A 20824-nucleotide genomic window follows, 5' to 3' on the forward strand; every position below is an offset into this window, starting at 1 on the left:
CCCGGGGGACGGTGACCGCTGGGCGGTCGGGGGGACGGTGGAGCGGGGAGGGCGCCTCAGGTGGAGGCGGTCATGCCGAGCGGGTCGTGGGCGACGGTCCCGCCGACGGAGGTGGCCAGGATCCGGATCGCGCCGATGCGGTCCGGCGAGACGCGGGTGGGGTCGGCGTCCAGGACGGTGAAGTCGGCCAGGTGACCGGGGCGGAGGACGCCCTTGCGGTCGCCGTAACCGGTGGCGTGCGCGGAACCGACGGTCCAGGCACGCAGCGCGGCGAGTGCCGTGACGCTCTCGTCCGCGCCATAGGGCGTGCCGGTCTCGGTGAGGCGCTCCACCATGGACTGCATCGCGGGCAGTGGGGCGCCGGGAGCGACCGGCCGGTCGGAGCTGCCGGGCACGACGATGCCCAGGTCGAGCAGGGAACGCAGCCGGTACGACCACGGGGTGCGCCGCGGCCCGAGCGCTGCCGCCATGGCGTCTCCGAAGGCGTACAGGAAGTTGTGCTGCGGCACGGGGACGGCGCGCAGCTCGGCGAAGCGGGCGAGCTGGTCGGGGCGGACGACTCCGGCGTGCTCGATCCGGTGGCGCGCCTCGGGGCGTGGGTGAGCCCGTTGGGCTCGGGCGAAGGTGTCGAGTGCGAGGTCGACGGCCCGGTCGCCGATGGCGTGGGCGGCGACGGTCCAGCCGGCCCGGTGCGCGGCCACCACGGTGTCGGCCATTGCCTCGGGGTCGCCCTGGAAGTATCCGGTGGCGGAGGTGTCGTGGGGGCAGCCGCAGAACGGGTCGGTGACGGCGGCGGTGCGGCCGAGCAGCGAGCCGTCGAGGAAGATCTTTACGGGTCCCAGCGAGAGCCGGTCGTCGCCGAACCCGGTGCGCATGCCGAGGTCGAGGCCGAGGGTGATGGCGTCGTCGGCGTGAGCGGTGAGCGGGTGCAGCACGTCGGAGGCGGCCATCACCTGGGCACGGGTGTGCAACTGGCCGCTGTCACAAGCGAGTTGATAGGCGGCGAGCTCCACCGGGCTGTGCCCGATCCAGCCGCCGCCGATGCCCGCTTCGGTGAAGCTGGTGATGCCCTCGGCGAGGTAGTGCCGGGTGGCGGCGCCGATGGCGTCGGCGAGGGCGGCCACGGGGTACGGCAGCACCTGGCGTTGCACGAGCTGCTGCGCGGTCTCTTCGAGGAGTCCGTTGGGCCGGCCGTCCGCGTCCCGGGCGACGACGCCGCCGGTGGGGTCGGCGAACCCGTCGGCGAGCGCTCCGGCCTCCCCCAGGACAGGCGAGTTGACGATGCAGGCGTGCCCGGAGGTGTGCTTGAGCCACACCGGGCGGCCGCCCGCAGCGCGGTCGAGGGCGTCGCGGTGCGGCTGGACGCCGCCGAGTTTGTGGTGGTCGAGTCCGGCGCCGATCACCCACGCGTCCGGCGGCGTTCCTTCCGCGTGGCCGGCGACGGCGGCGTACACCTCGTCCACCGACCGGGCCTTGGACAGGTCGAGCTGGGCGAGGGTGAGGCCGAACCACGCGGTGTGACAGTGGGCGTCGTTGAAGCCGGGGACGAGGGTGGCGCCGCCCGCGTCGAGGACGCGGCGCGCGGGCAGGGCTTCGACGTCCTCGTCGAGTCCCGCGATCCTGCCGTGCAGGACGCCCAGGGTGCGGGCGGTGGGCCGGTCGTCGTCGAGGGTGAGGATGCGCGCGTTGCGCACCAGCAGATCGAGAAGCATGGGGTGGGTCCGTCCCTCAGGCGAAGTGGTGCAGTTGGGCGAGGGGCAGTTCGGTGACGGCGCCGGTTCCGGTGGGGACGTCGTCGACCAGGACGGGAGCGGGCTCGCGCGGCACGTGGACGCGTGGCGTGGCGGTGTTGTGCAGCATGTCGGCCCGGGTCAGGCCGCGTGCCCCGGCGATCGGCGCGTACTGCAGGCCTTGCGGCAGCGCGGCGCGGGCGGCCCGGTCCTCCAGGGCGGCCTGCGCGACGAAGATCCGGGAAAGGCGCGCGGGGGCGTCGCCGAGTGCGCCGAAGTAGGGGCGGTAAGTGCGGGGCTGGGTCAGGCGGGTGGAGCCGGAGCCCGATCCGGTGTTGCCCCAGGCCACGAAGCCGCCCTTGACGACGAGTTCGGGCTTGGTGCCGAACCACGCGGGGTGCCACAGGACGAGGTCGGCCATGCGGCCCGGCTGGAGGGAGCCGACCTCGTGGGCCAGGCCGTGCGCGATCGCCGGGTTCAGGGTGATCTTCGCCAGATAGCGCAACGCCCGTGCGTTGGCGGCGTGTTCTACCCCCCCGGCGCCGTTCGCGAGGGCCTGCACATGGGCGAGCTGCCAGGTCCTGCGCACGGTCTCGGCCATCCGGCCCATGCCCATGGAGTCGGAGTTGACGATGCTGATCGCGCCCAGGTCGTGCAGGGCGTTCTCGGCGGCGATGGCGTGGCCTCGGATGCGGCCCTTGGAGATCTCGATGTCGCTGGGCGAGTGGTGGTTCTGCCGGTGGACCGTCATCGTCATCGGGAACAGCTCGCCGACGGTGTTGGCGGTGTACGGAACCGTCGGGGTGGTCGACGAGGGAAGCACGTTGGGTTCGGAGAGGATCTCCAGGAGGTCGGGGTGACCGCCGCCGCCCTCTACGTGGTAGGCGTGCACGGTACGGCCGCGGGTGGCGCCGATGGTGTCGCGCAGATAGCCGGACTCGTTCATGGAGTCGGTGTGCATGGCGACGGGCAGGTCCGCCTGTTCCGCGGCGCCCAGGCACGTCTCGATGATGCGCGGGGTGGCGCCGAAGTCCTCATGGATCTTGAAGCCGCCGGCGCCCGCGAGTACGGATTCGTCGAGCAGGGCGCGTGAGGTGGAGGAACCGCGGGCGAGGAAGCCGATGTTGAGCGGGGTGCCGCGCCAGGACGCCATCAGGGTGTGCAGGTTGTGCGCCGGGTTGCAGCCGATCTCCCACACTCCGCCGAGGCCCATGCCGACGAGCGTGGTGACTCCGGCGGACAGCGCTGCGGGAGCCACCTCGGGCGAGGAGAGGTGGACGTGGCTGTCCACGATGCCCGGGGTGGCGATCAGGCCCTCGCCCGGGATGACCGAGGTGTGGGAGTCGATGGCGAAGTCGACGTCCATGACATCCGGGTTGCCGACGCCGCCGACGGCGACGATCCGGCCGTCCTTGATGCCGATGTCGGTCTTGCGGACGCCCAGCACCGGGTCCATCAGGACCACTCCGGCGACCACCATGTCGAGCGCGGAGTCCCGCTCGGAGCGCGGAGATGCGAGCAGTCCGTCGCGTACCGTCTTGCCGCAGCCGCCGAGCAGTTCGTCGCCCGGTGTGCCGTCGTCCTGTTCCACCTCGACCCACAAGCAGGTGTCGCCGAGCCGGATCCGGTCGCCGGTCGTGGGCCCGTAGAGAGCGTTGTACGTGCGGCGGTCGACCTGCGTCATGACGCCTCCTCATGGCGTGCCGTCACCACGTCGACTTCTCGTACGGCGCCGGGTCCGAAGGACAGAGCGGTGCCCGCCGGGATGTCGAGCCGCATGCCCGCGGCGGCCTCGCGGTCGAGCTCCAGGGCCGCGTTCGCCTCGGCGAGCGGGTAGTGCGAGGACAGGTAGACGGTGCGGTCGCCGTTGTTGCGGACGGTCAGCCGCGAGCGGGGCCTGCCGGTGTTGATCAGGACCGGGTCGGGTGCGGTGCGGACGGCTCCCGGGCCGGGTTCGCCGCTCCCGCCCGTGGTGGGGATCGGGTGGTCGATCGCCACCAAGGACGTACCGCTCGGGAACAGGGCCTCGACCTGGATCGTGGTGACCATCTGCGGCACCCCGTCCATGACGTCGTCCTCGGTGAGGACCTTGCGGCCCGCCGCGATCACTTCGTCGAGGCTCAGGCCGTCCCAGGCGGCTTCGAGAACCTCGTCGCAGATCAGGGCGATCGCCTCCGGCGCGTTCAGCCGGCGCCCGCGCGCCCTGCGGCGGCGCGCCAGTTCCGCCACGGTGAACAGCTGGATCCGCTCCAGCTCTCGAGGGGTCACATGCACAGCTACCCGGCCCTCCCTGCAGTGGAATTCCGGCCACGGCCTGCCGGACACTCCAAGAATTCACGGGGTCCGGCGCGAAGCCAACGTTGATATGGCGCCGATGGAACGGCCAGGATTGTGCACATGAACAGTGATCCCGTCCTCTTCCCGCCTCCTGATCCCCGCGTCACCGAGCTGGCCCGGCGCTGCCTCGAGGACATCGACAGCCTCGTCGGCCTGTGGGTGGAGTGCGTACGGCCGGTCCGTGCCTCCTACGTGGACCGCGTCTCGGAGGAGGACTTCCGCGCCACGGCCTGGCAGGCGTTCGAGTACCTGCTGCGCAAGGTCGCCTGCCTGCCCCTGCCCGAGCACATCGCCACGGTCTCCGAAGAGATCGGGGAGAGGCGCGCCCGTCAGGGTGTCCCTCTGGACTCCCTCCTCGCGGCGGCACGCCTCGACTTCCGCGTCGTCTGGGCCGCTCTGGTCGACAAGGCGGGCGAGGAGGACAAGGCCGAGCTGGTGACGTCCGCGTACCACGTGTGGGAGGCCGTGGAGAAGCACGTCACCGGGATCATGACGGCGTATCAGCGCACCATTTTGGACATGGGGCGCCGCGCGGCGGACGAGCGGCGCATGTGGTTCGCCCGGCTCCTGGACAGCGAGGGCCGCAACCCGACGGTGGTGCGGGACGCGGCGCTCGCCCTCGGCTTCCAGGCCGACGACCGGTTCCTGTGCGCGGTGGCGCCGCCACAGCACGGGGCCGGGCTGCGCAGGACCGCGGCGGCGCTGCGCACGGCCGAGGCTCCCGTCCAGTTGCAGGAGGTCGCGTCGGATCTGGTGCTCGCCGTGCAACTGGGCCGGCGCACCACGGCGGAGTCGGTACTCGCGCTGCTTCAGGACACGCCGTGCGGGGTCGCCTCCGCGGCGGCGGGCCTTGCCTCAGTGCCGCGTGCGGTGGTCCTCGCGACGGCCACGGCGCGCGTCCTGCCCGCGAACGCCCCGGGTCCACGGCGGCTCGAGGACAGCTGGCTCGATGTCCTGGTGCAGCGCGCCGAGGGCTTCGGGCGGGATCTCGCCGACGACGTCCTCAGCGGGCTGCACGCGGAAGCGGTGCCCGCCGTCGAGGCGAGGCGCCTGCTCGATACCGTACGGTCGCACCTGGCCGGGACCGGGTCCGTCGCGGACACCGCGGCCGCCCTGTACTGCCATCGCAACACGATCCAGCAGCGCATCAACCGGTTCGCCGGGCTGACCGGCCGCGATGTGCGGCGCCCCGAGGACGCCGCCCTGGTGGCCCTCGCCCTGCGCGCCCGTGACCAGCACGAGAAGGACCACCGGCCATGAACAGCAAGCACGTCGCGTTCGACGACCTCGACCGCAAGATCGTCGCCGCCCTGATCGCCAACGCCAGGACGAGTTTCGCGGAGATCGGCGCGGCCATCGGCCTGTCCGCCACCGCGGTCAAGCGGCGCGCCGACCGGCTGCGGGAGAACGACGTCATCACCGGCTACACCGCCACGGTCCGGCCGGCCGCGCTCGGCTGGAGCACCGAGGCGTTCGTCGAGGTGTACTGCGACGGCGCGGCGCCGCCTCGCCGGCTCGCCGAAGTCGTGCGCAACCATCCGGAGATCACCTCCGCGATGACCGTGACGGGCGGCGCCGACGCGTTGCTGCACGTCAGGGCCACGGACGTCGGCCATTTCGAAGAGGTGCTCGAACGCATCAGGGCCGAGCCGTTCATCCGCAAGACGATCAGCTACATGGTCCTTTCCCATCTGCTGCCGGACAGCGCGGAGGCCGGCGCCCGCGAGCCCGCCCCGGACGACGCAGCAAACCAGCGCTGACCTCCCCATCTGCGCAGCATTACTGCGGGCACACGCAGCCAAATACACTTGTCGAGCGCGACTGCCGCTTCCTACCGTGGAGACACCCTCTGATCGTTGTCTTCGCCGGAAGCGGAGGTACCCGTCTGTGCCCAGGCGCTATCTGGTGTGCGAGCCTCGATATTTCGACGTTCAGTACGCCATCAACCCGTGGATGCGTGACGACGTGCGGGTCGACACCGCGCTCGCCATCGCGCAATGGCAGAACCTCATCGAGACCTACCGCGCGCACGGACACACGGTGGAAACCGTGCCGCCCGTCCCGGGCCTGCCCGACATGGTGTTCGCCGCGAACTCGGCGCTCGTCGTGGCCGGCCGCGTCCTCGGCTCCCACTTCCATGCGGAGCAACGCCGACCCGAGTCCGCGGAGTACGAGACGTGGTTCAAGGCGGCGGGCTACGACGTCCACCGCCCGGAGTCGGTCTGCGAGGGCGAGGGCGACCTCGTCCCGGCGGGCCGCTACCTTCTCGCGGGCAGCGGATTCCGTACGACGCGTGCCGCGCACGACGAGGCGCAGGAGTTCTTCGGCGTACCGGTCATCGGCCTGCGCCTGGTCGACCCGTACTTCTACCACCTGGACACCGCGCTGTTCGCCCTCGACGACCCCGACGATCCCGGCGGCACCGTCGCGTACTACCCGGAGGCGTTCTCGGCCGGGAGCCGCGAGGTGCTCGCGCGGCTCTTCCCAGGCGCGGTGCTCGCCACCCGCGACGACGCGATGGCCTTCGGCCTCAACTCGGTCTCCGACGGCCGCCATGTCTTCGTCGCCCCGCGGGCCACCGGCCTCATCGAACAGCTCACCCACCGCGGATACGTCCCCGTCCCCGTCGACCTCTCCGAGTTCCACAAGGCCGGCGGGGGCATCAAGTGCTGCACCCAGGAGATCCGTTCATGACCGTCGCCCCCGTCCAGGCCCCGCGTTCCTCCGCCGAGCTCATCAGCGCCGAGACGCCGGTGCTCGCGCACAACTACCACCCCCTTCCCGTCGTCGTCGCCCGCGCCGAGGGCACCTGGGTCGAGGACGTCGAGGGCCGCCGCTACCTCGACCTCCTCGCGGGTTACTCGGCCCTCAACTTCGGCCACCGCCACCCCGCCCTGATCGAGGCCGCCCACCGTCAGCTCGACCAGCTCACGCTGACGTCGCGCGCCTTCCACAACGACCGGCTGGCCGGCTTCGCCGAGGGCCTCGCGGAGCTGACCGGGCTCGACATGGTGCTTCCGATGAACACGGGCGCCGAGGCCGTGGAGAGCGCCGTCAAGGTCGCCCGCAAGTGGGCGTACGAGGTCAAGGGCGTTCCCGCGGACCGGGCGACGATCGTCGTGGCCGACGGCAACTTCCACGGCCGCACGACCACGATCGTCAGCTTCTCCACGGACGAGTCGGCCCGCGCCGGGTTCGGACCGTTCACGCCGGGCTTCCGCGTGGTCCCGTACAACGACCTGGCGGCGCTCGAAGCGGCCATCGACGAGACGACGGCCGCCGTCCTGCTCGAACCCATCCAGGGCGAGGCCGGGGTGGTCATCCCGGACGACGGCTATCTCACCGGGGTACGCGATCTGACGCGGCGGGCCGGCTGCCTGTTCATCGCCGACGAGATCCAGTCGGGGCTCGGCCGCACGGGCCGCACGCTCGCCGTCGACCACGAGGCCGTACGCCCCGACATGCTGCTCCTCGGCAAGGCGCTCGGCGGCGGCATCGTGCCGGTGTCGGCGGTCGTCGCGGGGCGGGACGTCCTGGGGGTGCTGCGGCCGGGTGAGCACGGTTCCACGTTCGGCGGGAACCCGCTCTCCGCGGCGGTCGGCTCCGCCGTCGTCGACCTGCTCGCCACCGGCGAGTTCCAGCGCCGGGCGGCGGATCTGGGCGAGGTGCTGCGCGCCGGGCTCGAGGCCCTGACCGGTAAGGGGGTCAAGGCCTTCCGGGCCCGCGGTCTCTGGGCGGGCGTCGACATCGACCCGGCCATCGGCACGGGCCGCCGGATCAGCGAACTCCTCCTGGACGAGGGCGTGCTGGTCAAGGACACCCACGGTTCGACGATCCGCCTGGCCCCGCCCCTGACCATCACCCGCGAGGAACTCGAGTCGGCGCTCGCGGCGCTGGGGAGGGTGCTCGGCTAGTCGGGCACGCTCGGTGTACGGCCCTGGCCACCGGCAGCGGTGGCCAGGGCCGTGACCTCGGGCCCAGCGCCGGAAGGACCGCTCTGCTCGGGGGAGCACGCACCAGACCCCGCGAGCCCGGCCTGATCCGACCGAGAGGACCTAGCGCCCCTCGCGCCCCACGTCCCGTACGAGATCCAGCGCCCTGCCCAGGGTGGTCAGACGGGCATCCAGGGTGTCGCCGGCCGGGTAGAGGCGGACCGTGTCGACGCCCGCGGCGCTCCAGACCCGCAGGCGTTGGCGGACCATGGGCTCGGTGCCGATGAGGGTGGTGGCCAGGACCATGTCGTCGGTGATCAGTTCCGCCGCGCCGTCCCGGTCGCCGGCCTGCCACCGCGTGCGGACCTCGGCCGCCGTGTCGGCCCAGCCCTGCCTGCTGTAGGCGTTGTTGTAGTAGTTCGTGGTCGCGGATCCCATGCCGCCCAGGCTGAAGGCCAGTTCCTTCTTGCGGCCCGCGACCATCGCGCGCAGCGCGTCCTCGTCGTCCGCGAACGCCACCTCGGCGCCCTGGCAGATGTCCAGGTCGGACCGCTTGCGGCCGGCCGCGGCGAGCCCGGCGTCCAGATGGTCGAAGTAGGCCTCCTGCGCGCCTTCCGGCACGAAGCTCGTGCCGAGCCAGCCGTCCGCGACCTCGCCCGTGAGCCGCAGCATCTTGGGCGAGAGGGTGGCCAGATAGATGGGCAGGTCGTGCTCGGCGCGCATCGACAGGCGCATCGGCTTCGCCTCGCCCCCCGGCAGCGGGAGGGTGAACTCCCGCCCCTCATAGGAGAGTTTCTCTCCCGCCACCGCCTGCCGGACGATCTCGACGGTCTCGCGCATACGGGTCAGAGGCCGCGCGAAGGGGACCCCGTGCAGCCCTTCGATCACCTGCGGTCCCGACGGGCCGAGTCCGAGCAGGAAGCGGCCTTCGGAGATGTTGGAGAGGGTGATCGCCGCGCGGGCGATCGCGGCCGGGGTGCGGGTCGCCAGCTGGATGATCCCGGAGCCGAGCAGCATCCTCTCCGTGCGCGCCGCCAGATATCCGAGCGGCGAGGGCGCCTCCGAGCCCCATGCCTCGGCCACCCAGCAGATGTCCATCCCGAGCCGTTCGGCCTCGGTCACGAAGTCGACCGTCTCGCGCCAACTGCCGCCCGAGGCCTCGATCGTCGTGGATGTACGCATCACTCGCCCCGCCCTTCCGGAGCGGGGCCGCCCTCGGCCAGGTCCTTGATCGCGTCGAGCGTGGCGGTGATGCTCCGCTCGAACTCCCGCAGCCGCACGAACACGATCTTCTCCTCCTTCTCCGGCATCCGGTCGATCGCGTACGAGAGCCCGGAGCGGCCGGGGCCCAGCTGCATCCACTGGGCAAGCTCGGTGCCGCCGCCGTCGAGCGGTGTCAGGGTGAACTTCCACAGGGAGCTCGGATGTTCGGGGTCCTCGACTGCCCAGGCGAACACGCGGGGCGCCTCGCACCGGACGACGTACGAGGTGGTCTGCCACTCCCCCAGCGACTCGTGCTTGCTGCGTCCGGCGAACCGCGCGCCGAGCGTGGGGCCCACCGCCCCGTCCAGCCAGTCGACCGACTGGAGTTCGGCGCTGAGCGTGGGCATCAGGTTGATGTCGGAGACGAACTCCCACACCCGCTCCGGCGACGCCAGGACCCTTCTACGGACCTCGACCGTCGGTTTGTCGGCGTAGCGCGCGCCCGTCCACTCCATTGCCGGTTGCCTCTCCGTCTGCGGGAAGTTCACTGTGCGGGGTCCTAGAGAGCGGCCCTGACCATGAGAGTTGCGTAGATAGACTCACTCGTCAAGAGGGTGGGACAGGGGCGGGGCCACGGAAGGTCAGCCGGCGAATCGCGCCTTGATGTCAGGGCGTTCGGCCAGCCGGGGCGGATAGCCCGGGCCGAGACGGGGCCGCGTGTTCTCGGCCGTCATCGGCTCCTTGCACTCGCTGCACACGACCTCGGCATGGCCTTCGTGGCCGCACCGGTCGTGGTGGAACACGACGGGCGGTCCGGCCTCCTCCGCGAGCCAGCGGTCGCCCCACCTGTTCATGGCGGCGAGCACGCCGAAGAAGTCGCGTCCCATGTCCGTGAGGACGTAGTCGTAGCGGACGGGCTCGTGCTGATAGGCGCGCTTCTCCATGAGCCCCTCGTCGACGAGGCGCCGGAGGCGGTCGGCCAGGGTGTTGCGCGCGATGCCGAGCTCCTCCTGGAACACGTCGAACCGCTTGATCCCGTAGAACGCCTCACGCAGGACGAGCGGCGTCCACCAGTCGCCGAGCAGGTCCATGGTGCGCGCGATGGAGCAGGGCCAGTTGGCAAAGGAGGTCCGCCTCATGCCGCCAGCATACGAGGGTCTCGGAACGAGACCCAGCAGTTCGGGCCCCGAGGACACGCCGGCAGCCGGCCGGTTCGGGCGTTCCGTACGGCTGTGGCACGTGACCTACGACGCAAACAGCGCGTCCCTGTTGTGGAGCCCCTCGCGGAACTGATCCAGTAGCCGCAGATCAGCCGGCGCGCGGCGCCGCACGAGGAGGGGGTTCACGCATGACGACCGGGTACTTCACGTCCGTCGACGATGTGTCCGCGCGGCTCGCCGCGACGGGCTACCTGGCGTCCCCCGCGGTGGCCACCACCGTCTTCCTCGCCGACCGCCTCGGCAAGCCGCTTCTCGTCGAGGGCCCCGCGGGCGTCGGCAAGACCGAACTGGCCAAGGCGGTCGCCGAGGTCGCCGGCGCCACCCTCGTCCGGCTCCAGTGCTACGAGGGCGTGGACGAGTCGCGCGCCCTGTACGAGTGGAATCACGCCAAGCAGCTCCTGCGTATCACGGCGGGCCGCGACGAGTCCTGGGACGAGACCCGCACGGACATCTTCAGCGAGGAGTTCCTGCTTCCGCGCCCGCTCCTGACGGCGATCCGCGGCAGCGACCCGAAGGTGCTGCTCATCGACGAGACCGACAAGGCCGACGTCGAGGTGGAGGGCCTGCTTCTGGAGGTGCTCAGCGACTTCCAGGTGACGGTGCCCGAGCTGGGCACGATCAGCGCGACGCGCCGCCCGTTCACCGTCCTCACCTCCAATGCGAGCCGCGAGCTGTCCGAGGCGCTGCGCCGCCGCTGCCTGTTCCTCCATATCGGCTTTCCCGAGGAGGAGTTGGAGCGGCGGATCGTACGGCTCAAGGTGCCGGGGCTCGACGAGGCGCTGGCGCAGGCCGTGGTGCGGGTGGTCGGGGCGCTGCGCGCGATGGACCTGCGGAAGGTGCCGTCGGTCGCGGAGACCATCGACTGGGCGCGCACGCTCCTCGCCCTCGGCGCAGGAACCCTCGACGAGGAGGTCGTACGCGACACGCTCGGCGTCGTCCTCAAGCACCAGGAGGACGTGCTGAAGGCGGCGGCCAAGCTGGATCTGGACGCCGTGTGAGCGCGACGGCGGCCGGTGTCCCGGAGCGGCTCACCGCGCTCGTGCAGGCACTGCGCTCGCACGGGGTGCGCATCGGCACCGGCGAGACCGTGGACGCCGGGCTCGCCATCGAGGCGCTCGGCCTGACCGACCGCGAGCACCTGCGGGAGGGCCTGGCGGCGGCGCTGCTGCACAGCGAGGGGCAGCGGGCCGTCTTCGACCCCGTCTTCGATCTGTACTTTCCCCGGAGCGTCGGCGCCCCGCAGGACACACGGCACGAACCGAGCGACTCGAAAACGTGGCAGCAGTCCGACACGGCCGACCTGCGCGAGCGACTGGCCGCCGCGCTGGCCGCCAACGACCAGGAGATGCTTGACCAGTTGGCGGCCGAAGCGGTGGACGGCCTGGGCGGCTACGGCATCGCGAACGGTGCGGGCGGCTCGGGCGGGTCCGGCTCGGGTCCGCCGGGCCGTTCGGACGGCTGGTCCTCGTACCAGACACTCGCCCGGCTGCGCCCGGAGACCCTGCTCGCCCGGATCCTCGCCGGGATCCGGGCCGGGGCCACCGGCGACGACGAGTTCACCGACCGGCTCCACGCGGATGAGATCCGCCGCCGCATCCAGGCGTTCCGCGGGCGCGTGGGCACGGAGGCGCGGCGCCGGGTCGCCGAGCGTCGGGGCACCGACGAGATCGCCCGCCGCGCCATCGCCCCGACCGCCGACCGTGTCGACTTTCTCATCGCGGGCCGCGCCCAGCTCGACGAGCTGCGCAGGGCGGTTCAGCCGCTGGCCCGCAAACTGGCCACCCGTCTCGCCGCCCGCAGACGCCGTGCCGCGCGCGGACGGATCGACCTGCGCCGGACGCTCCGTGGCTCTCTGTCGACGGGTGGCGTACCGATGCGGCCCGTGCTGCGTCGCCGCCGTCCCGCGCGCCCCGAACTCGTCCTGCTGTGTGACGTGTCGGGCTCCGTCGCGGGCTTCGCCAACTTCACCATGCTGCTGGTGCAGGCGCTGCACGACCAGTTCAGCAAAGTGCGCGTGTTCGCCTTCGTCAACCGCGTCGACGAGGTGACCGACCTCATCGGCCGCGACACGGCGGGGCCGGAGGGACTCAGTACCCGCATCCTGTCGGCGGCGGCCGTGACCGGCTGGCACGGGAGCAGTGACTACGGCACCTCGCTGGGCGAGTTCGCCGAGCGGTACACGGACGCGGTCGGCCCGCGCAGCACCGTGTTCGTCCTGGGCGACGCCCGTACGAACATGAGCGACCCCAACACGGGGGCGCTGCGGGACGTCGCCGCGCGCGCCCGCAAGGTGTACTGGCTCAACCCCGAACGGCGCTCGCTGTGGGACACCGGCGACTCGGCGGCCGACACGTATGCGGAGATCGTCGAGATGCATGAGTGCCGGAACGCCCAGCAGCTGAGCGCGCTGATCGCGCGGCTGCTGCCGGTCTGAGCGCTGTTCGCGGTGGCGGGGTCGGACGGGTCGGTTGTGCGCGCCGGGACGGTCTGACGCGCGTACCGGCGTCAAAGATGCGCGAGGAGCCGGTCCAGCGGGCGCGGTACCCGGTCGAGGTCGAGCCGCTCCACGAGTGAGCGCGCGTACTGCGCCTTGCGGCCGCTGTGCGTCCCCATGAACCGGCGCAACTGCCGCTCCACGCCCCGGTCGCGCTGCGCCGGCTGCTTCTGGAAGGTCCGAAAGGACCTCAAGTCGCCCTCCACGTCCAGGACTTGCTGCACGGTGTCCGCACCGAGGCCGCGGATCAGCTCGTCCTCCAGGTCCGCGACGCACACGTAGAAGCCGAGCTCCTCCATGTCCGCGTGGGTGAGGTGGGGGCGCGGGCCGGTCCGCTCCAGAACGCTGCGGAAGTAGTGCTCCTCCCCCGCGTCGCACAGCCCGGCGACAGTGACATCGAGCCCGTCCGGACCGCACACGGCGAGGAACCTGCCGATGCTCATCGCGCCGCCGAGCGGCAGCACCGCGACACCCTCCTCGTCGAGCCTGCGTCCCCGCCGCCGGGCGAGCGCCTCGACGGCCACCAGGTCGCTCTCCCCCTCGACCAGGACGACCTTGCGCACACCGGCCGTGACGGCCAGGTCGCGGGCCGCGTCCGCGGCGGACCCGCCGTCACCCCCGCGTGCCGCCCACGCTCCGGCCGCCCGACGGAACCGTCTCATCTCGTCCACACGCCCAGTTTCGCAGGCCCCAGGGTGTCCGCGTCCAGCCAATTAGCGCATACGTTCGAATCAAGGAGTACGCTGTCCACATGGCAACGCACCAACTCCAGGGGTCCCTGTTCGACCAGAGCGACGACGTGCGACTGCGGCCACTGGACGGGGTCCGCAGGACCGTGCTCGGCGACGGCGCCTGGATCGACCTGCTGCCGGGCTGGCTGAGCGGCGCCGACGCCCTGTTCGAGCGGCTGGCGAATGACGTGCCGTGGAAGGCCGAGCGGCGGCAGATGTACGAGCGGGTCGTGGACGTGCCGCGCCTGCTCGCCTTCTACGGCGCGGGCGAGCCCCTCCCGCACCCCGTGCTCGACGAGGCGCGGCAGACACTGTCCGCGCACTACGCGGCCGAGCTCGGCGAGCCCTTCACGACGGCCGGGCTGTGCCACTACCGCGACGGGCGCGACAGCGTCGCCTGGCACGGCGACCGCATCGGGCGCGGCGCCCGCGAGGACACGATGGTCGCCATCCTGTCCGTGGGCGCGCCGCGCGACCTGTTGCTCCGCCCCCGCGGCGGCGGCAACGTGGTCCGCCGGCCGCTGGGCCACGGCGACCTGATCGTGATGGGCGGCTCCTGCCAGCGGACGTGGGAGCACGCCATCCCGAAGACGACGCGGGCCGCGGGCGGACGGATCAGCATCCAGTTCCGCCCGCACGGGGTGCAGTGATCCCGCGACGCGGCACGGATGCCAGGATCCATGGCGTGACGGACACGAACGAACTCACGGTGCGCCCACGCGCCGACGCCGACCTGCCCCACTGCGTCGCGGCGCTCTCCGGGGTCCAGGCGGCCGACCGCTATCCGGTGGACTGGCCCGCGGATCCGGCGGGCTGGCTGACCCCGCACGGCATGACCGACGCCTGGGTCGTCGTGGCAGGTGCCGACGTCGTCGGGCACATGGCCCTCACTCCGCCGGGACCTGACCTGGCCTCGGCCGCGGGACTGCCCGAGCAGCGCCTGGTGGCCGTGGCACGGCTCTTCGTCAGCACCGGCGCCCGGCGGCGCGGGGTGGCCGCGCTGCTGCTCGCCCGGGCGATCGAGGCCGGCGCCGCGCGCGGACAGACACCGGTTCTGGAGGTCGAGACGGCCGCGAGCGCCGCCATCGGGCTCTACGAGCGCGCGGGCTGGCGCTACGTCGGCACGGCCACCGCCGACTGGACAACCGCCGACGGCCGGCTCGCCCGGATGCGCGTATACCTGGCTCCCTCGACACCATGAACTCCCGGCATCCCGCGAGCTTCTGACGGTGCATCGGAAAGCCGCACGAGCTTCCGGGTCGATCCACCCATCACCCTGGCCGAGCCTCCGCCGGACGCGACTCCGTCGGAGGTCAGGACCCGAAGCGACGGCAACGGAGAAACCTTGACATCCGTTCGACCGGCTCTCTACGGTCGGCCGTGGATCTTGAGCCTTCACGGCTCGGCATCGAGCGAGCCGCGAGCAACCTTGTCTCCGTCGCCTTCGACTCCCACCACACCGGCGCGCGCCCGCCGCATCCCACGCCGGGCCACCGCCGACGGCCCGCCCACGACGAGCAGGACTGCCACGGCCCCACCTTCACACGCCGGCGACTCACCCGAGCGCGACGCGTTCACCCCGACCTTCCGGACCATGACGGGCCCCTGCCGCTGCGCGCCCGGCTCCACCACATCCGCGCGGGCGAACTGGACGGCGACACCGCCCAGACCGGTGGCATGCGGCGGTTCGCGGCGATCAGCGGGAGCGCGGTCGGCTCCGAGCGCATCTGGACGGGCCAGACGCACGTGGCCCCCGGCACCGCCTCCTCCAATCACCACCACGGAGCCTCGGAGACGGCGGATCGGATCGCCCGATCGGATCGGCTCCGCCAGAAAGACGCCGCGACGCTCCGTGCCGCAACCACCAGACTCGCCTCACCACCGGCCTGAAGCCCGATGCACTGCGAATGAATGCCGGAAGCCGTCGCGATCCGTCATGCCGAGGACCTTAGGAGCCCGAACCGCGCCCTCGCGCCCTTACGGAACGGGGTGGCGGCCGAGGTGATGGTCCGCGAGATTCAGCGCCTCGCTCACCAGGCGTCGCAGATGCCCGTCGAGCAGCGCATAGATCATGCGGCGCCCTTCCTTGCGGACCGTCACCAGGCCCGCGAGACGGAGTTTCGCCAGGTGCTGGCTGACGGCGGGGCGGGCCGCGCCGCACGCCTCGGTGAGCGTCGTGACGTCCGCCTCTCCCTTGCCGAGCGTGTGCAGCAGTACGAGACGTGTGCGGTCGGCGAGGAGGCCGAGGAGATCAGCGGCGTATGCCAGTTGCTCGCCGCTCGGGTCTTGCGGGTGCGCACCGTGCGCAGGTGATAGGTGCATGCGTGCGCTCATACGCACATAATGGAACGGGACGCCTTCCGGTGTCCACCTCGGCCCCGATTCCCGCGGCCTTCGCCCTCCGCCCCGGTCCAGGAAGGCCCGACCCTTGAGCCCTCAGCACGGACACGCACCCCACGACGGCACGCATCACCACGGCCACGAGCACGGCCCCGCGTCAGCAGCGGCCCGGTGGCGGCACCGGCTCGCGCACGTCCTCACCCCCCACTCCCACGAGACCGCCGACAAGACCGACCGGGCACTCGAGGCCTCGGCCCGGGGCCTGCGCGCCCTGTGGATCTCGCTGGCCGTTCTGGGCGTGACCGCGGCGGCCCAGGCGGTCGTCGTCGTGCTCTCGGGTTCGGTCGCGCTGCTCGGCGACACGGTCCACAACGCGGCGGACGCCCTCACCGCGCTGCCGCTCGGCGTCGCCTTCGTCCTGGGCCGGCGGGCGGCCAACCGCCGCTTCACCTACGGATACGGGCGCGCCGAGGACATCGCCGGGCTCGTCATCGTCCTGACCATCGCCGCCTCCGCAGCGTTCGCCGCGTGGACGGCCGTCGACCGGCTCGTCAACCCACGCGACATCACGTATCTGCCGGCCGTGGCCGCCGCCGCCGTCATCGGGTTCCTCGGCAACGAATGGGTCGCCCGCTACCGCATCCGCGTCGGCCGTGACATCGGCTCCGCGGCGCTGGTCGCCGACGGACTGCACGCGCGGACGGACGGGTTCACCTCGCTCGCCGTTCTCATCGGGGCGGGCGGCGCCGCCGTCGGCTGGCGGCTCGCCGACCCCATCGTGGGGCTGGCCATCACCGCCGCCATCCTTCTCGTGCTGCGCGACGCCTGCCGTGAGGTCTTCCGGCGGGTGATGGACGCCGTCGACCCGGCCGTCGTGGAGAGCGCCGAGCACGCCCTGGGGCACGTGCCCGGGGTGCTGGCCGTCAGCGAGCTGCGGATGCGCTGGATCGGGCACCGGCTGCGCGCCGAGGTGGCCATCGTCGTCGACGGCGCCCTCAGCGTGCGCGCCGCCCACGAGGTCGCGGTCGCCGCGGAGCACGCCCTGCTGCACGCCGTCCCCAAGCTCACCGGCGCTCTGGTGCACGCCGACCCGGCGCCCGCCCCCGGCGCGCCCGACCCGCACGCGGCACTCGCCCACCACGCCGCGTGAAGGCCGCCGTACTGCGCCCCTGGTCGACAGAGCACTCACAGGCACCGCAGACGGGGACGGCCGGCGCGGACATCGAGGCGCCCGGCGCGGTGATCGGCAACGGCACACCCCTCGCCGACGCCTGCGCCTTCGGGCAGTGGCGCGCCGCGTTCCGGCTCGTGGAGCACGGCGGCCACGCCACGTTCGGGGAGGCCGCGCCGCTCGGCCTGACCGACCGGGTCAGGGCATGGCGGACCGCCGGGGAACCGCCGACGCCGGAAGAGGTGCCCACGCCTTCCGGTGCGCCTGTCACGGCGGCCGCCTGGCCACCGCCCAGTACTTGTACGGACGGGGGCGGATCCCGGCCGAGTCGGCTACGGCGACAGGACGCCCCTGGACGTCAGGCGCGAGCAGGAGGCCACGAACGTCGTCGAGTGGCTTGCCGCTGTCGCAGCGAAGCCGCTGGATGACTCCACGTAATCCCTGCAATTCGATGCCGCTCCCGGGGTGCCCAATCGGCCGGTGGCGGCTCCAATGGAGGGTGGGGAACCTCGGCGAGGAGGCCTGTTCCATGACGAACGCGACGCGACTGCTGACCGCCCTTCCTCACGAGCACCGCGAGCGGCTGATGACGCTCGCCAAGGAGGTGTCGTTCGACGAGGACGAGCGGATCTTCGAGGAGGGCCACATCGCCGACCGGTTCTGGGTCGTGCGCTCGGGCGCGGTCTCTCTGGACCAGCAGGTCACCGAGCACAGGAAGGTGACTGTCGCCTCGCTGGGCGCGGGTGATCTGCTCGGCTGGTCATGGCTGTTCCCGCCGCACAAGTGGGACTTCGGGGCCGAGGCGTTCAGCCCCGTGCGCGCCTACGAGTTCGACGCGCAGGCGGTGCGCCACCTCTGCGATACCGATCCGGCGCTGGGCATGACCCTGATCCGTACCGTCGCCGAGATCCTGGCGTACCGGCTCGGGGCGACCCGCGCCAAGCTCATGGAGCAGTACTCCATCCACCGGACGCAGCCGATCTGACGGCGGCCCCGCGCCCTTGAGTACCTCAGGCCGACTGTGAACGCCTCGATAAGCGCCTGTCGGATCTGTTGACTGCCCCCACCCCCGGCGGTATGAATCTCTGCACATAGGTGATTGTGCACATAGGGGTGAGGGCCGTGAAGTTCGAGTACGTCCTGCTCGCGCTGCTGTCGTACCGCCCGTTCAGCGGGTACGACCTGCGCAAGTGGCTGGAGACAGAAGGGCAGTTCCTCCGTTCGCGCGCCCATCACAGCCAGATCTACCGGCTGCTCGGGCGTATGGTCGACGACGGCTGGGTGGCGTACGAGGTCGATCCGCGCGAGGGCCGGCCGGACGCGAAGGTGTACCGGCTGACGCCGCGGGGACGCGATGTCCTGATGGAGTGGGTGCGCTCCCCGTACGACCCGCCCAGCCGCTTCCAGGACGCCGACTTCCTGGCCAGGTTCAGCTTCGCCGCCCCGCTCGACAAGGACGCGGCGATCAGACTGATCAGAACCGAACTCACCTATCGGCGCGCCCAGATCGCCGCCAGCCGCGACCGCGACCGGCGCATCGGATTCGAGAACCCGCTGCCCGAGCTGGACCAGGACCTGGCGCGCGAGATCAGCGACGAGCTGCACGCCTACGGCGCCGCGTCCGTCGACCGCTGGGTGGCCTGGCTCGAAGGGATGCTGCGGCGCCTGGAGACCGGACGGCCGGGGTCCGAAGGCCGTACACCCACGCAGACAGGGGACGCCGCGTGAAGGCGATCATGGTGATGTACGACAGCCTCAACCGGCGCATGCTGCCGCCGTACGGAGGTGACTGGACGCACGCTCCGAACTTCGCCCGGCTCGCCGAGCGGTCCGTCACGTACGACAACTGCTACGCGGGCTCGATGCCCTGCATGCCGGCCCGCCGTGAGATCCACACGGGGCGGCACAACTTCCTGCACCGCAGCTGGGGTCCGCTGGAGCCGTTCGACGATTCCATGCCCGAACTGCTCAAGCAGAGCGGCGTCTACACCCACCTCGTCAGCGACCACCCCCATTACTGGGAGGACGGCGGCGCGACGTATCACGGCCGGTACAACACCTGGGAGTTCTTCCGCGGGCAGGAGGGCGACCCGTGGAAGGGGCAGGTCGCGGATCCCGAGATGCCCGAGGACCTCAAGAAGGTCCGGTTCGGGGGCATCTACCGGCAGGACTGGGTGAACCGGCCGCACATGGCGACCGAGGACCGTCATCCGCAGACGCTGACGTTCGACGCCGGCCTGGAGTTCGTCCGCACCAATCACGACGCGGACAACTGGTTCGTACAGATAGAGACCTTCGACCCGCACGAGCCGTTCTTCAGCCACCAGCGCTTCAAGGACTTCTATCCGCACGACTACGACGGCCCGCACTTCGACTGGCCCGACTACAAGCGCGTGGTGGAGACGGACGACCAGGTCGGACACGCACGGTACGAGTACGCGGCGCTGCTGTCCATGTGCGACCACTCCCTCGGGCGGGTCCTCGACACGATGGACGAACTCGCCCTGTGGGACGACACGTTGCTCGTCGTCTGCACGGACCACGGTCTGCTGCTCGGCGAGAAGGGGTGGTGGGGCAAGAGCGTGCAGCCCTGGTACAACGAACTCGTCCATCTGCCCCTGTTCGCCTGGGATCCCCGGACCGGCGCGGCGGGCGAGCGGCGCCGGGACCTCGTGCAGACCATCGACCTGGCGCCCACCCTCCTGGAGTTCTTCGGCGTCCCGCGGCCCGGCGACATGCAGGGCGCGCCGCTCTCGGACACGTCCGTACGCGAGGCGGGCCTGTTCGGCATGCACGGCGGGCACGTCAACGTCACCGACGGCCGCTACGTCTACATGAGGGCGCCCGTCTCCCCCGACAACGCTCCGCTGCACGAGCACACGTTGATGCCGACGCACATGCGGGGCCGCTTCACGCCGCAGGAGCTCGCGGACCTTGAGCTCGCAGAACCCTTCGGCTTCACCAAGGGCGTCCGCACGCTGCGCGTGTCCGGGCGCACGCTCTTCAACCCGTATCAGCACGGCACGCTGCTCTACGACCTGGAGTCCGACCCCGAGCAGTGCACCCCGCTCGCCGACGACGCGGTGGAGCTGCGCATGGCGCGTCTGATGGTGGACCTCATGCGGGCGAACGAGGCACCGCCCGGCCAGTACGAGCGGCTCGGCCTCCCCGCGGTGGGGCCCGTCGACGAGAAACACCTGCTGGTGCGCGCCCAGCGCGAACAGGCCGAGGTCGCCACGCAGCCCCTGCCGCGCGCCGAGGACTACCCGGAGGGCCGCTTCTCGCTGCGCACACCGATCCGGGCTCTGATCTCCGACCCTGTGGCCATGGAGGTCCTGCGCCGCCACCTGCCAGGCGTGGTCGACTCGGAACTCCTGCAGATCCTGGGGCCGACGCCCCTGATCGACGTCGCCGCCATGGCGGGCGGGCTCTTCCCGGCGCCGCGGCTGCGAACGGTCGCCGAGGAACTCGCCGCGCTCTGACCGAACCGCGGCCCGGGCCCGAAGGTCCGTGCCGCCGCACCACCGAAAGTACGCCGGTGACGGGGCGGCCACCCCGTCACCGGCAGGCACCTCTCCCTCCCGCACCGCTCCAGCGAAGAACCATGCCAAGAAAGGGTGGCGCCATGCCCGAGCTTATCGATGGCCCAGCGAGAACGACCAAGGA

Annotated in this window: 20 protein-coding genes and 1 pseudogene; 13 read left to right on the forward strand and 8 right to left on the reverse strand. The window is 71.7% G+C overall.

From position 1 onward, the window contains the following. Positions 1-56 precede the first annotated feature (56 nt). From ACWIGU_RS15400 to ureA, 3 genes are read right to left on the reverse strand one after another with little or no spacing between them, the layout of a single operon-like run. Positions 57-1712, reverse strand: a complete 1656-nt coding sequence (locus ACWIGU_RS15400) for an amidohydrolase (protein WP_454401049.1) — start codon at positions 1710-1712, stop codon at positions 57-59. 16 nt (positions 1713-1728) lie between these two features. Next, positions 1729-3414 (reverse strand): urease subunit alpha, encoded by a 1686-nt coding sequence (locus ACWIGU_RS15405; protein ID WP_454401051.1) that lies wholly within the window; start codon positions 3412-3414, stop codon positions 1729-1731. Next, the gene (gene ureA, locus ACWIGU_RS15410) at positions 3411-3998 is read right to left on the reverse strand and encodes an urease subunit gamma (protein ID WP_454401053.1); all 588 of its coding nucleotides are present in this window, start codon (positions 3996-3998) and stop codon (positions 3411-3413) included. Before ureA ends, ACWIGU_RS15405 begins: the two co-directional genes overlap by 4 nt. Before the next feature lie 129 nt (positions 3999-4127). Here ureA and ACWIGU_RS15415 point away from each other — a divergent pair, with 129 nt between their 5' ends. The 4 genes from ACWIGU_RS15415 (at position 4128) to rocD (ending at position 7981) form a co-directional block, all read left to right on the forward strand. Further along, on the forward strand, positions 4128-5327 hold the full coding sequence (locus ACWIGU_RS15415; protein ID WP_454401055.1) for a PucR family transcriptional regulator: 1200 nt from the start codon (positions 4128-4130) through the stop codon (positions 5325-5327). Then, positions 5324-5827 carry an Lrp/AsnC family transcriptional regulator gene (locus ACWIGU_RS15420; protein WP_326772081.1) on the forward strand — a complete coding sequence of 168 codons (504 nt, stop codon included), beginning with the start codon at positions 5324-5326 and terminating at the stop codon, positions 5825-5827. Before ACWIGU_RS15415 ends, ACWIGU_RS15420 begins: the two co-directional genes overlap by 4 nt. 127 nt (positions 5828-5954) lie before the next feature. Next, positions 5955-6761 carry a dimethylargininase gene (gene ddaH, locus ACWIGU_RS15425; protein ID WP_454401058.1) on the forward strand — a complete coding sequence of 269 codons (807 nt, stop codon included), beginning with the start codon at positions 5955-5957 and terminating at the stop codon, positions 6759-6761. Then, positions 6758-7981, forward strand: coding sequence for an ornithine--oxo-acid transaminase (rocD, locus tag ACWIGU_RS15430; protein WP_454401060.1), 1224 nt, complete (start codon positions 6758-6760; stop codon positions 7979-7981). The genes ddaH and rocD overlap by 4 nt, the downstream gene beginning before the upstream one ends. A 141-nt stretch (positions 7982-8122) precedes the next feature. Here the strand turns inward: rocD and ACWIGU_RS15435 are convergent, their stop codons facing one another. From ACWIGU_RS15435 to ACWIGU_RS15445, 3 genes are all read right to left on the reverse strand, one after another. After that, positions 8123-9181 carry an LLM class flavin-dependent oxidoreductase gene (locus ACWIGU_RS15435; RefSeq protein ID WP_454401062.1) on the reverse strand — a complete coding sequence of 353 codons (1059 nt, stop codon included), beginning with the start codon at positions 9179-9181 and terminating at the stop codon, positions 8123-8125. Next, the gene (locus ACWIGU_RS15440; protein ID WP_454401064.1) at positions 9181-9717 is read right to left on the reverse strand and encodes an SRPBCC family protein; all 537 of its coding nucleotides are present in this window, start codon (positions 9715-9717) and stop codon (positions 9181-9183) included. The genes ACWIGU_RS15435 and ACWIGU_RS15440 overlap by 1 nt, the downstream gene beginning before the upstream one ends. A gap of 126 nt (positions 9718-9843) precedes the next feature. Continuing rightward, the gene (locus tag ACWIGU_RS15445; RefSeq protein ID WP_454401066.1) at positions 9844-10341 is read right to left on the reverse strand and encodes a winged helix-turn-helix transcriptional regulator; all 498 of its coding nucleotides are present in this window, start codon (positions 10339-10341) and stop codon (positions 9844-9846) included. Between the two features lie 209 nt (positions 10342-10550). Between ACWIGU_RS15445 and ACWIGU_RS15450 the strand changes: the two genes are divergently transcribed. Together ACWIGU_RS15450 and ACWIGU_RS15455 are read left to right on the forward strand one after the other, a co-directional pair. After that, positions 10551-11420 (forward strand): AAA family ATPase, encoded by an 870-nt coding sequence (locus ACWIGU_RS15450; protein ID WP_356278060.1) that lies wholly within the window; start codon positions 10551-10553, stop codon positions 11418-11420. Beyond that, positions 11417-12856, forward strand: coding sequence for a vWA domain-containing protein (locus tag ACWIGU_RS15455; RefSeq protein WP_454401068.1), 1440 nt, complete (start codon positions 11417-11419; stop codon positions 12854-12856). Before ACWIGU_RS15450 ends, ACWIGU_RS15455 begins: the two co-directional genes overlap by 4 nt. A gap of 71 nt (positions 12857-12927) precedes the next feature. Here the strand turns inward: ACWIGU_RS15455 and ACWIGU_RS15460 are convergent, their stop codons facing one another. Next, a complete protein-coding gene (locus ACWIGU_RS15460; protein ID WP_454401070.1) occupies positions 12928-13587 on the reverse strand; it encodes a TOPRIM nucleotidyl transferase/hydrolase domain-containing protein in 660 nt (219 codons plus the stop codon). An 80-nt stretch (positions 13588-13667) separates the two neighbouring features. Here ACWIGU_RS15460 and ACWIGU_RS15465 point away from each other — a divergent pair, with 80 nt between their 5' ends. The 3 genes and pseudogenes from ACWIGU_RS15465 to ACWIGU_RS15475 form a co-directional block, all read left to right on the forward strand. After that, positions 13668-14297: an alpha-ketoglutarate-dependent dioxygenase AlkB gene (locus ACWIGU_RS15465; protein ID WP_454401072.1), complete on the forward strand. Its 630-nt coding sequence runs from the start codon at positions 13668-13670 to the stop codon at positions 14295-14297. A 35-nt stretch (positions 14298-14332) separates the two neighbouring features. After that, positions 14333-14848 (forward strand): GNAT family N-acetyltransferase, encoded by a 516-nt coding sequence (locus ACWIGU_RS15470; RefSeq protein WP_454401074.1) that lies wholly within the window; start codon positions 14333-14335, stop codon positions 14846-14848. A 206-nt stretch (positions 14849-15054) separates the two neighbouring features. Further along, a pseudogene (locus ACWIGU_RS15475) lies at positions 15055-15447 on the forward strand (hypothetical protein); the annotation flags it as partial. A 177-nt stretch (positions 15448-15624) separates the two neighbouring features. Here ACWIGU_RS15475 and ACWIGU_RS15480 read toward each other — a convergent pair. Further along, a complete protein-coding gene (locus ACWIGU_RS15480; protein WP_454401076.1) occupies positions 15625-15969 on the reverse strand; it encodes an ArsR/SmtB family transcription factor in 345 nt (114 codons plus the stop codon). Between the two features lie 106 nt (positions 15970-16075). Between ACWIGU_RS15480 and ACWIGU_RS15485 the strand changes: the two genes are divergently transcribed. The 4 genes from ACWIGU_RS15485 to ACWIGU_RS15500 all read left to right on the forward strand — a co-directional run bounded on the left by ACWIGU_RS15485 (position 16076) and on the right by ACWIGU_RS15500 (position 20640). Continuing rightward, on the forward strand, positions 16076-17137 hold the full coding sequence (locus ACWIGU_RS15485) for a cation diffusion facilitator family transporter (protein ID WP_454401077.1): 1062 nt from the start codon (positions 16076-16078) through the stop codon (positions 17135-17137). A gap of 550 nt (positions 17138-17687) precedes the next feature. Then, positions 17688-18143, forward strand: a complete 456-nt coding sequence (locus tag ACWIGU_RS15490; protein WP_454401079.1) for a cyclic nucleotide-binding domain-containing protein — start codon at positions 17688-17690, stop codon at positions 18141-18143. A 137-nt stretch (positions 18144-18280) separates the two neighbouring features. Next, positions 18281-18886, forward strand: a complete 606-nt coding sequence (locus tag ACWIGU_RS15495) for a PadR family transcriptional regulator (protein WP_454401081.1) — start codon at positions 18281-18283, stop codon at positions 18884-18886. After that, positions 18883-20640 (forward strand): sulfatase, encoded by a 1758-nt coding sequence (locus tag ACWIGU_RS15500; RefSeq protein WP_454401083.1) that lies wholly within the window; start codon positions 18883-18885, stop codon positions 20638-20640. Before ACWIGU_RS15495 ends, ACWIGU_RS15500 begins: the two co-directional genes overlap by 4 nt. Positions 20641-20824 lie beyond the last annotated feature (184 nt).

It is taken from the genome of Streptomyces sp. NPDC055400 (genome assembly GCF_053644375.1).